The organism is Sphingomonas colocasiae (assembly GCF_019880585.1).
GTDB lineage: Bacteria > Pseudomonadota > Alphaproteobacteria > Sphingomonadales > Sphingomonadaceae > Sphingobium_A > Sphingobium_A colocasiae.
Map to the genome: position 1 here is coordinate 367,426 of NZ_JAINVV010000003.1, position 12,244 is coordinate 379,669.

The window sequence follows — 12,244 nt, forward strand, 5'->3', positions numbered from 1 at the left end:
CCGAGCGAAACTCAAGCCTTCCCGACTTGGCTCGAAGGCGTGTCTCGACTTCGCTCGACACAAACGGGGATGGGGTCGATCCAGGCGGATAACTTCCACCATCGCACTGGCCTCCCTGATCCTGTCATCATGTGGAGGCGGTGGCGGAAGCACCCCGACGCCAACGCCGACCCCCACACCCACCCCGACCCCGACATCGATCTATTCGGTCCCCGCGCAGGAATCGCTGACTGTGGCCGAGGTCGAGCGCATCGTGGCCCAAGGCGTGGGTGAGGCGCAGGCGCGCGGAAAACCCGCCGTGATCGCGGTGGTCGATCGGGTCGGCAATGTGCTGACGGTGTTCCGCATGACCGGCGCATTCGCCGATGCGGTGACGCCGCGTACGCCCAGCAACGAGCAGATCGATGTCGCCGGCATCCGTTTCCCACAGGAAGGCGGCGCGATCGCCAAGGCGATCACCGGCGCCTATCTGTCGAGCGGCGGCAACGCCTTTTCGACGCGGACCGCCAGCCAGATCGTCCAGCAGCATTTCCCGCCCGCCCCCAATGCCGTGGGGCTCGAGAGCGGGCCGCTGTTCGGCGTGCAGTTCAGCCAGCTCCCCTGTTCGGACCTGGCCCGCACCTTCATCGCGTCGGGCGGCCCCGCCGCGCTGATCGGCCCCAAACGCTCACCGCTCGGGCTGGCCGCCGATGCCGGCGGTTTTCCGCTCTACAAGAACGGCGTTCTTGTCGGCGGCGTCGGGGTGATGGCCGACGGCGTCTATGATTTCGACACCAATATCCTCGATCTCGACGCCAATCTGGACGACGAAGCGATCGCGCTCGCCGCGACCACGGGTTTCGAGGCGCCCGAGGAGATCAAGGCGCCGCGCATCACCGTGGACGGCACGACACTGCGCTTCAGCGACGCGGTGCGCGCCGACCTCAAGAGCAATCCGGCCAGCCCCCCCAGCTTCGCCTCGCTGATCGGCGGCGTCGGCCAGGTCGGGCCGGTGCGCGACTATTCGACGATCGCGGTGGTCGCCGGCACCGCCTATGGAACCGAGGCATCGGGCATTCGCAAGGCGACGACGAGCGAGTTCGCCAATCCCGACGCCTTCGTCCTGACCGACGGATCGGGAGCCAATCGCTACCCGATCCGGGCCGGCACCGACGGCGCCGCCGTGGCCCAGCCACTGACCGCCGCCGAAGTGCGGGCGGTGATGGAAGAGGCCTTCACCGTCATGAGCCGTGCGCGCGGCCAGATCCGTCGCCCGCTCGACAGCCGCGCACAGGTTTCGATTTCGGTGGTCGACAGCTTCGGCACGCCGCTCGGCATCGTCCGTGCGCCCGACGCGCCGATCTTCGGCATCGACGTCTCGTTGCAGAAGGCGCGTACCGCCGCGTTCTTTTCGAACGGCGCGGCCGCGGCCGAACTCGCCGCCAATGCCAGCCCGGACGTACGCGACGTCGTTCCCCGCGCACGCGGTTTCTTCAACGACCCCACGGCGCTGACCGGCAAGTTCGCCTTTTCGGACCGGGCGAACGGCAATGTCGCCCGCCCCTATTTCCCCGACGGTGAAGTCGGGCGCGGCCCCGGCCCCTTCTCCCGTCCGATCGAACAGTTCAGCCCCTTCTCCACCGGGCTGCAATCGGCGATCGTCTTCCAGAACCTGCTGACCCATGTCGCGTTCCTGGTGCTCGCCATTCCGACCGACACGCCGCGCCGCTGCACCTTCCTTCCCGATGTCGTCCCCGGCCAGAACCGTTTGCAGAACGGCATCCAGATCTTTCCCGGATCGGTGCCGATCTATCGCGGCAGCCAGTTGGTGGGCGCGATCGGCATCTCCGGCGACGGCATCGACCAGGACGACATGATCAGTTTCCTGGGGCTCCACAATGCCGGCCTGCGGGTGGGATCGATCGGCAATGCGCCAAAGGCGGTGCGGGCGGACATGATCACCGTCAATGTCGGCAACGCCAATGTCCGGCTGCGCTATGTGAGCTGTCCCTTCGCTCCCTTCCTCGACACCGCGCAGCAGAATGTGTGTGAGGGGCTGTGATGCCGGCCGTCGCTGCCTCCATCATGCCGATGCTGGCGCTGATCGGCGCCGAGGCCGACGCGCAAGAGGTTCAGCAGCCACCCGCACCGGCCCAGGCCGAACCGGAAATCGATGCCGATGACGCGCTGATCGAAGGCCGCAAGCGCCCCGGCCGGCGCCCTACCCTGCCCGACAGGGTCACGCAGGAAAATCCGGGCGCGGTGCGCGCCCCGCCGCCCGAGGCCTTTCCGACCGACGAATTCCCCGTCCCCGATCGCTGGCGGCTGATCGAAACGCTGGGGCTCGTCAAGGAACGCTGGTTCGATCCCTATCATCAGAACACGCTGAAGGGCGACCGGCCGATAGACCTGACCAGGCACAAATGGCTGCCGCTAAAGGGCGACGACTGGTTCTTCGTCCTGAACGCGGTTTCGGACACGGTGATCGAACCGCGCAGCTTTCCCATTCCCGTCGGCGTCCAGACCACCGATCGGCCCGGCAGCCTGGACGTGTTCGGCCGATCGAACAGCCTGGTCGCGGCGCAGACCTTCATCATCGGCGCGGCGCTGATCAAGGGATCGACGGCGTTCATGCCCCCGCATGTCGAATATCGGCTGACGCTTGCCTATCAGGTCAATCACGCCGATGTCGCCGAACGGCGGATCCTGCATGTCCAGCCTTCGAAGCCCACGCATCGCACCGACGATTTCCTGGGCGTGCAGGAAGCCTTTGTCGACTACCACCTGCGCAACACCTCCGATCGGTACGACTTCGAATCGATCCGCGTCGGCATCCAGCCTTTCCAGGCCGATTTCCGGGGTTTCCTGTTCCAGGACAATCAACTCGGCGTCCGCTTTTTCGGCAATCGCGACAATAACCGCTTCCAGTTCAACCTCGCCGCCTTCTGGCGGCTGGAGAAGGACACCAATTCGGGCCTGAACGACGTCACCCAGCGCCCGCGCAACGATCTGATCTTCTTCGCCAATCTCTATCGACAGGATTTTCCGTTCGCGGGTTTCACCAGCCAGGTTTCCGCCACCTATAACTGGAACCGCGAGGCCAATCGGCTGGCGATCGACGACAATGGCTTTCCCGTACGCCCTGCCCTGCTCGGCGATCTGCGCGGCCGCGAATATGACGTGGTCTATCTGGGCTATTCGGGAGACGGCCGGATCGGGCGCATCAACCTGACCGCATCGCTCTACGCGGCGCTGGGCGAAGACCGGAACAGCTTCTTCACCAGCCGCCCGGCCAGGATCCGCGCGGGCTTCGCCGCCGCCGAAGCGAGTTATGACCATGACTGGATGCGTTTCCGCCTGTCCGGCCTCTACGCGACAGGCGACGGCGATCCCTATGACGATACCGAAGGCGGCTTCGACGCGATCTTCGAGAATCCGATCTTCGCGGGCGCCGACACCAGCTACTGGATCCGCCAGTCGATACCCTTTGCCGGCGGCGGGCGCGCGATCGGGATCAACGGACGCAACGGCGTGCTCAATTCGCTGCGCTCGTCCAAGGAACAGGGCCAGAGCAACTTCAACAATCCCGGCACGATGCTGCTCGGCGCGGGCGCCGATTTCGATCTGACGCCAACGTTCCGCCTGTCCGCCAACGCCAATCACCTCTGGTTCGAAAACACCGCCTCGCTCCAGGCGTTGCGCAACGAAGGCAGCATCCCCAGGGCGATCGGCTGGGACCTGTCGACGGCGGCAATCTGGCGCCCCAAGGCGACGCAGAACATCGTCTTCAGGCTGTCCGCCGCGATCCTCGATCCGGGCAAGGGCTTTGCCGATCTTTTCACCAACCGGCGCGGGGACGATCGATTCTATTCCGTCCTTGCCAACGCGATCCTGGCGTTCTGATGGGTTGGCTCACCTCTCCACCGTTTGTCCCGAGCCCTTCGACAAGAACTGGTTTTTGGGCTGGGTTGGTCCTTATTCTCCTGCTCCTCCTCATCCCCGCCGCCGTCTCGATCGCCGCGGAGGGCGAGAAGCCGGTCAAGCGCATCTATGCCTTCACCGCGCCCGCGCCACAGACACAGGACCCCGCCGAAGCCACAGCGAAATCGGCGGGCTGCGTCACGTGCCACACCGCCTCCGAAGCGCCGACCATGCATGTCAGCCCCGCCGTCCAGCTCGGCTGCGTCGATTGCCATGGCGGCGATCCCAAGGTGGCTGGGGATTCGACGCTCCAGCACGACGACCCCCGCTATGTCTCGGCGCGCGATCGCGCGCATGTGCTGCCGCGCTATCCCGAAAGCTGGCACTGGCCGTCCTCCGCCAACCCGAAACGCAGCTACACGTTGCTCAACCGTGAGGCGCCGGAATTCGTCCGCTTCGTCAATCCGTCCGATTATCGCGTCGCACGCGAGGCGTGCGGCGCCTGCCATATCGAGGTGATCGAGGCGGCGGAGCGCTCGCTGATGGCGTCGGGCGCGATGCTGTGGGGTGGCGCCGCGTACAATAACGGCATCGTCCCCTACAAGAACTACGTCTTCGGAGAGGCCTATACCCGCACCGGCGAGCCCGCGAAGATCGTCTCGCCCGGCGACCCGCACGGCAGCGTCACCCCCGCGCAACAGGCGCGCGGCGCGCTTGCCGCGCTCTATCCGCTGCCCACCTGGCATGTGATCCCGCCCGGCGACATCTTCCGCGTGTTCGAGCGCGGCGGCCGCAACATCGCGACGCAATTCCCCGAGATCGGCCTGCCCAACCCGGCGGGCATCATCCAGCGCCTGGAAGAGCCCGGCCGGCCGGACCTGAAGCAATCGAGCCGAGGCCCCGCCACCGGCCTGCGCGTCGCCATTCCGGTGCTCAACATCCACAAGACCCGGCTCAACGATCCCTTCATGTGGTTCATGGGCACCAACGACCAGCCCGGCGACTATCGCCATTCGGGCTGCGCGGGCTGCCATGTCATCTACGCCAACGACCGCGAACCGCGCCACAGCCTGACCTATGCGAAATATGGCCGCGACGGGCAGAGCGCGACCATCGACCCGACGATCGCCGGCAAGCTGGAAAGTGCGGGCAAGCATGGCGCGGTCAAGCAGCCGGGCGACGCGCATGCCGAAGGAGCAAAGGAGAAAGGCCATCCGATCGGCCATGTCTTCACCCGCGCGATCCCGACCGCCCAGTGCATGAACTGCCACATGCACCAGCCCAATATCTTCCTGAACTCCTATCTCGGCTACACCATGTGGGACTATGAGTCCGACGCGCCGCTGATGTGGCCTGAGAAGCAGAAATATCCGACGGCGGCCGAAGTCCGCGAAGTCAACGAACGCAACCCGGAAGCCGCCGCCGCGCGCGGGCGCTGGGCCGATCTCGAATTCCTCCGCCGCGTCTATGACGACGTCAATCCAAAGGCGAAGGACACCCAATTCGCCGATTATCACGGCCATGGCTGGAATTTCCGCGCCATCTACAAACGCGACCGCGAGGGCAATCTGCTCGATGCCGAAGGCGGGATCGTCGCCCCCGATGATCCCGAGAAATTCCGGAAGAAGGACGCGCCCGATTTCGTCCAGCCGGGCGAGCAGAAGGGCAAGGCCGTCCATATGATGGATATCCATGCCGAAAAGGGCCTGCAATGCGCGGACTGCCATTTCAGCCAGGACAGCCACGGCAACGGGCTGATCTATGGTGAGGTCGCCAATGCGATCGAGATCGGCTGCAAGGATTGCCACGGCACCGCCGACGCCTATCCCACGCTGCTCACCTCCGGCCCCGCCGCGCGGCCGCAGGGCAGCAATCTGGCGCTGTTGCGCAACGCCGACGGCCGGCGCCGTTTCGAATGGCAACAGGACGCGGCCGGGAACCGCGTGCTCATCCAGCGATCGATCGTCGATCCGACACTCGAATGGGAGGTGTCGCTGGTCAAGGATGCGGTGACGCGGGGCAATCCGCATTTCAACGCAAAGGCGGCGCGCGCCAAGCTGATGGGCCGGACGGGCGCGGAAGACGGCAAATTCGGCTTCGGCCCCGGCATCGCAAAAGCGGATCGCGCGCATGGCGACGACACCATGGCCTGTTTCACCTGCCATTTGTCGTGGACCACCTCCTGCGGCGGCTGCCATCTGCCGATCGAGGCGAACTGGAAGACCAGCGAGCATAAATATGAGGGCAAGGAGACGCGCAATTTCGCGACTTACAACCCCCAGGTCGCGCGCGACGAGATGTTCCAGCTCGGCCGTCACCAGACGACCAAGGGCAATATCGTGGCGCCGGTGCGATCGACATCCGCACTGGTGCTCTCCTCCACCAATATCAATCGCGAACGCATCTATATCCAGCAGCCGCCGATCTCGTCCGCCGGCTTCTCGTCCCAGGCCTTCGCGCCGCATTTCCCGCACACGGTGCGCAAGACCGAAACCAAGACCTGCAGCGACTGCCATCTGAGCGCGGACGACGACAACAATGCGATCATGTCGCAACTGCTGCTGCTCGGCACCAATTTCGTCAATTTCGTCGGGCTCCACGCCTGGACGGGGCTGGACGGCGGTTTCGAGGCGGTGCGCGTCACCGAATGGGAGGAGCCCCAGGCCGTCATCGGATCCTATCTGCAGCGCTACGCCTATCCCGACTGGTGGCGGCTGCATGTCGAGCGCAATGGCCGCGAACTGAAGGACTGGACGCGCGGCAAGACGTTCGACAAGCGCCTGTCGGGCGAAACCCATGCGCTGGAGGAATTCCGCAACATCACGCAAGGGACGGCGGGCACGGTCGGCTGCCTGCAGTTGCGCGGCGAATATATGTTCGTGGCGGAAGGGCGCGGCGGCTTCCGCGTCTATGATGTCGCTTCGATCGGCAACAAGGGCTTTTCCGAACGGATCGTGACCGCGCCTTTCTCCGCGCTCGGCCAGGACACGCAGGTCAAATCGACGAACGCCACCTGCATGGCGCTCGCCACCAACCAGCCGATCAACCCGCTGCGCAACACCGCCGAGATGCGCGCGATGAACCAGGAGCAGCCCTTCCATCCGATCTACAATTACGCGATCGTCACCGACAGCGTGGAGGGGCTGATCCTGGTCGACGTCACCCCCCTGGCGGACGGCGAGTTCCGCAACAATTTCCTGAAGCGCGCCGCCACCTGGAACCCGAACAATGTCCTGAAGGGCGCGCGCCATATCACGCTGGCAGGGCACATCGCCTATATTGCCGCCGATGCCGGGCTGGTGGTCGTGGACCTCGACGATCCCCTGAAGCCGCGCCTCGCCGCGACGATCCCGTTGAGTGACGCGCGCGCCACCGCCATCCAGTTCCGCTACCTCTGGGTGACCGATGCCGAAGGCGTGAAGCTGTTCGACGTCACCCGGCTCGATACGCCCGTCGCGGTCCCGTCGGGCACCATCCCGCTCGCCGACGCCCGCCGCCTCTATCTGGCACGCACCTATGCCTATGTCGCGGCGGGCCGCGACGGGCTGGCGATCGTGGATGTGAAGGCCCCCAGCCGCCCCCGCGTCTATCGCATGGAGAGTTTCGGCGGGGCGATGAACGACGCGCAGGACGTGATTATCGGCACCACCAACGCGTCGCTTTTCGCCTATGTCGCCGACGGGAGGAACGGACTGAAGGTGATCCAGCTCACCTCCCCCGACAGCCAGCCCAATTTCTACGGCTTCTCGCCCGCGCCAGTGCCCGAACTGATCGCCTGGGCGCGCACGCCCTCACCCGCGCGCGCGCTTTCCAAGGGGCTCGACCGCGATCGCGCCGTCGACGAGACCGGCGGCCAGATCGCGGTGTTCGGCCGGCTCGGTTCGCGCCCCTTCACACGGGCGGAGATGGAGCGGCTGTTCCTCAATCGCCGGGGCATTCCTTACAAGGTGCGCGATACGGTGACGATCGAAGACTGGATTCCGGCGCTCAATCCCGGCGGTTGATCGCTATCGCGGATACCTGACGCCGCTTGCGGCGTTTCTCGATCATGGACGGCGCTCCGGGGAGCCGCCCGGATGGAGATCGTCATGAAGAAGCTCATTCTCTCGCTCGCGCTGATCGGCAGCTTCGCGCTTGCCGCCTGCAATACGGTGGAAGGCGCCGGCAAGGACCTGAAATCGGCAGGCGACGCGGTTGAAGACACCGCGCACGACGCCAAATAAGGAGGCCGTTATGACCGACAAGGTGCATGGCGAAGGCAATTACAAGGCCGCGCGCGATTATGACGAAGCGACCAGTGCTTTCGCGAAGGACAAGGATCGCGTCGAAAAAGCGGCCGAAGAGGCCGAGGACGCGCTGGATGGCGACGAAGCCGGCGCACTGGAGCGAGCCGAGGCGGAAGGCAGAAGCCACGCCAAGGGCTGAGTTCCCAACTCATAACCGTCATTCCGGCGAAAGGCTCTCCTGAGCGAAGTCGAAGGCCCCGAATCTCCGCTCGATGCCCAGGAAGATTCCGGCTTTCGCCGGAATGACGATGTTTTCAGATCGGGTTCGCCCTCAGCCGCGCTCGCCCATAAGCTCGCGCACCAGTGCCTGCATCGACGGATCGAATTTGGCGAGCATGACATGTTCGCCCGACGTATCGAAGTGGCTGACCAGTTCGCGGCCATTCCACCGGTGCAGCGCGTAAGCGGGCGGATCGGCGATGATCATCGGTCGATTGTCAGGCCTGTCAGGGTCCATCGGCGACAGATCCAGCGCAAGTTGCGGCGCGGTGGAAGAACAGACGGTCACCGTCACCCCGTTCCAGGCCGCGGAGATCGAGCGGTGAAGATGCCCGCAAATGAGCGCGCGGACCTGGGCATGCGGCGCGATCGTCGCTGCGAAGAGCATGGCCCAGGGTTCGCTTGGCCCGCCATCCATCCAGTCTATGCCCATCTCCAGCGGCGGATGATGCATGACGATGATGGTGGGCCGATCGGGCGCCTCCGCCAATCGTGCCGTCAGCCAGGCGGCGCGACGCTCGCAGAAGGATCCGCCGTGGCGGCCTTCCTCCAGCGTGTCGATCACGAGGATGCGGAGATCGCCGGTACCGGGCACTTCATATTGCACGAAGCCGTCGGCGATCGGGATCTCGGGGAAATACTGGATGAAATTCTCGCGGATGTCGTGATTGCCGACGCACGGCCAGACCGGAAAGGGGCAGAGGCTGAGCGCGTTGCGGAGCCGGCGATAGCTGTCCCCATCGCCGCGATCGACCAGATCGCCGGTCGCCACCAACATATCCGGCGCATGACCGGGCCGCGCGAGATAGGCGATCACCTGATCGAGCCGCTTGCGATTGAATTCGGCCGGATTGTCCGGTTCGAACCCCAGATGGATGTCGGTGATCTGACCGATCAGCATGGACTGCGACCCTGCTCGCTCAACGGCGTCCTCCCCGCGCGGCTCCAGCATTCGTTCCATCCTTGATCCGCGCGACTCGCTGCCGGGTGGACCATGGTGCGCCGTCATCGGCGTGATAGCTGTGACACAGCGCACAGCCCGACGCCACCGGCTCGGCGACGCGCCGCAACGCAGCCCCGCCCTCGCCGACATGGCAGGTGCGGCACAAGGCCAGATCCGGGATCAGCAAATCGCCGGCCGAACCGGACGTCGGCGCGGCATGGCAGCTTTCGCAGGTCTCGGTCCGATGCGCGTCGTGATCGAACCAGCCCTTCAGGAAATAGCGCGCATTCTGGCTGACCGGCTGGACGCGGAAGCCCGCGCTCGCCGCATCGCCTTGCCTGTCGATGCTGTGGCAATCGAAACAGGCGCCGCCGGGCGAGAAGACCGCGCGCACCGCCTGTTCGGCCTGCCCACCACGCGCCGCGACCGCGCCAAAATAGGCATAATAGGTCCGCCCCTGCGCATAATCGCCCGGCCGCCGCCGCGCCATGCCGCCCAGGCTTGGCGGCCGTTCGGGGCCCGTGCCGCGATAATAGGCGCGCAGATCGGCCACGACCTGCGCGGGATCGCCGTGCCGCAACGTCCGGATCGTCCCGCCGATCTGGTCGAAAGCAAGGCTGTGGCACATCGCGCAATCGCGCTCCATGTCGACCGGCTGGAAGCGCGTGCCCGTCGCGTCGGGCGTGTGGCAATCCTTGCAGACCAGGCTCTGGCCGAAGCCCTGTTCGCCCGCCATGGTCTGCGCCATCCGCGCCACCCCGTTGGTGGTCGAGAGATGCAGCTTGTGCGGGAATTTCAGGCCATTCTCCTCACGCGGATGCGCGGTGAAGGAAATGCGCCGCACGACCGGATGGTCACCGCCCGGCCGCACGATCACCGCCGGGCGGAACTCGGGATGCGCCGTGCCGAAATCGCTGGCGTCGAGCAATTGCGTATCGCCCAGCCTCTCCTTCATCCCGCCATGGCAATCGGCGCAGAAACGCTGCGCGGCGGGCTGCATCGGCCCCGCCCCTTCATGCTCGCCATGGCATTCGACGCAGCGCCCCTGCGGCCGGTTGAACGCCGCCGCGAACATCAGCCCGACGCGCGCGCCGGCGCCGGGCGGCGCCTTCGCCGCCGCCAGCCGCATCGGATCGGCATGATCGTGCGTATCCTTGTGGCAGGTCAGGCATGCATCGTCCGTCACGGAAACGAACGCATCCTTGTGGCAGGCTTGGCAATTGTCCTTCAGCCCCTGATGCGCCTGGCTGAGCGCGCCGCTCGACCACAGGCTGTCGGCATGGAAACCGGCGGGACGTTGCGGCGCGGCGCGATACGTCGCCCAGGTCATGATCGGGGCAACGAGGAAGGCGGCGAGGACCAGGCCGGCAAAGGCCCAGGCGCTCAGCCGCTTGCCCGGCAGCAGGCCTCTCAAAGAGAAGACGCGCTGCTCGTCCTTGTCGCCCGTTGCGTCCGACAGCGCCTGGACGCGCTCGACCGCGATCGTCACCGCGTCGCCATCCAGCCCGATCGTCAGCCGGTGTGCACCGAATTTCAGCTCAGCGCCCTCCGCCGCGTCGATTTCCACCGACATGACGGTTCGGCCATCGACATCGAAGCCAAGCGTATCGAGCGCGCGCACCACGATCCCGCGCGCGTCGAGCCGCGCAATCTCGGCATGACGCGGCGTCACCGCGAGGTCGGCGAGATGGATATCGTTGTCGGCAAGCCGGCCGACCGTGATCACCGGCTGCTCCAGCGTCACGGGCCGCACGATCTCCCGCCCGTCGGCGGTGCGTGAGATCTGGCGGATCAGGAAACGCATATGCCCTTCCCTCACCAATAGAAGAACACAGAAACGATATGCGCGGAAAGCGCGGCGATCAGCGCGAAGGTGACGGGGACGTGGATATAGAGCCAGACCTCCAGCATGGCCTTCAATTTCAGATGGCGCCGGACGCGACCGAGGATCGCTTCCTTGCGCACCAGCAGCGCATCGACCTTGTCGATCGGATCCTCGCCCAGCTTGGGCTTATAGGCGGTTTCGCGCCGGATCGCGGCCTGTGCCGCGCGCGTCGCGCAACCGGGATAATGGCCGGACAAACGCCGCATGAGCCCGCCGCCGAACGGATCCTGCTCAAGCGATCCCCGTACCAGCGCCGCCAGATGATGATCGAGCGGCTGCGCGGCGTCGTGAAGCTGGCGATCGATCGAGCGCAACGCATCGATCATCTGCGGCTGCGTCATCTCCTCGCGGTTGCTGCTGAGCGCGCTGGGCAAGGTGGCGTAGAAACCGACGCCGACCATGCCGGAAACGATCACGACCATCATCAGCGCATAGGCGAGCGTATGGACGTTCAGCCCGAACTGAAACCCCGTGTGCAGCGTCGCGATCACGATCAGGCTGAGGCCGATATAGACATGCGCCGATGTCCAGGCCTTCAACGACCATCGCCCGCGCGTCATCGCCCGCTTGCGCAGGCCCAGAGCGGTCAGCCACAGGATCTGGAGCGCGCCGATCGTGCCCAGCACATAACCCAGCCAGCTTCCGCCATTGTGACGCGGCGTGACGTCGACCAGGCAATAGGCGACGATCGCGACCAGAGAGAAAACGGTGCAGATCTTGAGCCAGCGGAAACCGCGATGGCGCAGGAAGCCGTCGTGCAGCGTTTCGCCCTTCACCCGGCGCGATGCGGTGCGGGTGGCCATCAGGGGGTGGGCCTGGATGGATGAAGCGACGGCGGAGGAGCGGAATTTGTCACGATGCGTCGCCCCCCACTCCGTTCATGTCGAGCGAAGTCGAGACACGCGACCGAGCATAGCCGAGGTCCTTTCCTTCTCGACTTCGCTCGAAGGGGTGTCTCGACTTCTCCGCTTTGCGGAGAAGCTTGTCCTGAGCGCCTGCCTTGGCAGGCAG

At 65.6% G+C, this 12,244-nt stretch carries 8 protein-coding genes; 5 read left to right on the forward strand and 3 right to left on the reverse strand.

Annotated features, from left to right (window positions below; translation table 11 throughout):
• The first annotated feature begins 118 nt into the window (after positions 1-118).
• The 5 genes from K7G82_RS05375 (at position 119) to K7G82_RS05395 (ending at position 8,325) form a co-directional block, all read left to right on the forward strand.
• The gene (locus tag K7G82_RS05375) at positions 119-2,041 is read left to right on the forward strand and encodes a heme-binding protein (protein WP_425517248.1); all 1,923 of its coding nucleotides are present in this window, start codon (positions 119-121) and stop codon (positions 2,039-2,041) included.
• The gene (locus K7G82_RS05380; protein WP_246623285.1) at positions 2,041-3,882 is read left to right on the forward strand and encodes a hypothetical protein; all 1,842 of its coding nucleotides are present in this window, start codon (positions 2,041-2,043) and stop codon (positions 3,880-3,882) included. Before K7G82_RS05375 ends, K7G82_RS05380 begins: the two co-directional genes overlap by 1 nt.
• Positions 3,882-7,904 carry a multiheme c-type cytochrome gene (locus K7G82_RS05385; RefSeq protein WP_222988805.1) on the forward strand — a complete coding sequence of 1,341 codons (4,023 nt, stop codon included), beginning with the start codon at positions 3,882-3,884 and terminating at the stop codon, positions 7,902-7,904. The genes K7G82_RS05380 and K7G82_RS05385 overlap by 1 nt, the downstream gene beginning before the upstream one ends.
• A gap of 84 nt (positions 7,905-7,988) precedes the next feature.
• Positions 7,989-8,123 carry an entericidin A/B family lipoprotein gene (locus tag K7G82_RS05390; RefSeq protein ID WP_222988806.1) on the forward strand — a complete coding sequence of 45 codons (135 nt, stop codon included), beginning with the start codon at positions 7,989-7,991 and terminating at the stop codon, positions 8,121-8,123.
• A gap of 10 nt (positions 8,124-8,133) precedes the next feature.
• On the forward strand, positions 8,134-8,325 hold the full coding sequence (locus K7G82_RS05395) for a hypothetical protein (RefSeq protein WP_222988807.1): 192 nt from the start codon (positions 8,134-8,136) through the stop codon (positions 8,323-8,325).
• A gap of 132 nt (positions 8,326-8,457) precedes the next feature.
• Here K7G82_RS05395 and K7G82_RS05400 read toward each other — a convergent pair whose 3' ends face one another.
• The 3 genes from K7G82_RS05400 to K7G82_RS05410 are packed head-to-tail and all read right to left on the reverse strand — an operon-like array spanning position 8,458 to position 12,036.
• Positions 8,458-9,306 (reverse strand): phosphodiesterase, encoded by an 849-nt coding sequence (locus K7G82_RS05400; protein WP_222988808.1) that lies wholly within the window; start codon positions 9,304-9,306, stop codon positions 8,458-8,460.
• A 19-nt stretch (positions 9,307-9,325) separates the two neighbouring features.
• On the reverse strand, positions 9,326-11,152 hold the full coding sequence (locus tag K7G82_RS05405; RefSeq protein ID WP_222988809.1) for a cytochrome c3 family protein: 1,827 nt from the start codon (positions 11,150-11,152) through the stop codon (positions 9,326-9,328).
• 11 nt (positions 11,153-11,163) lie between these two features.
• Entirely contained in the window at positions 11,164-12,036 is an 873-nt protein-coding gene (locus tag K7G82_RS05410; RefSeq protein ID WP_222988810.1) for a hypothetical protein, read from the reverse strand.
• Between the last annotated feature and the right edge of the window lie 208 nt (positions 12,037-12,244).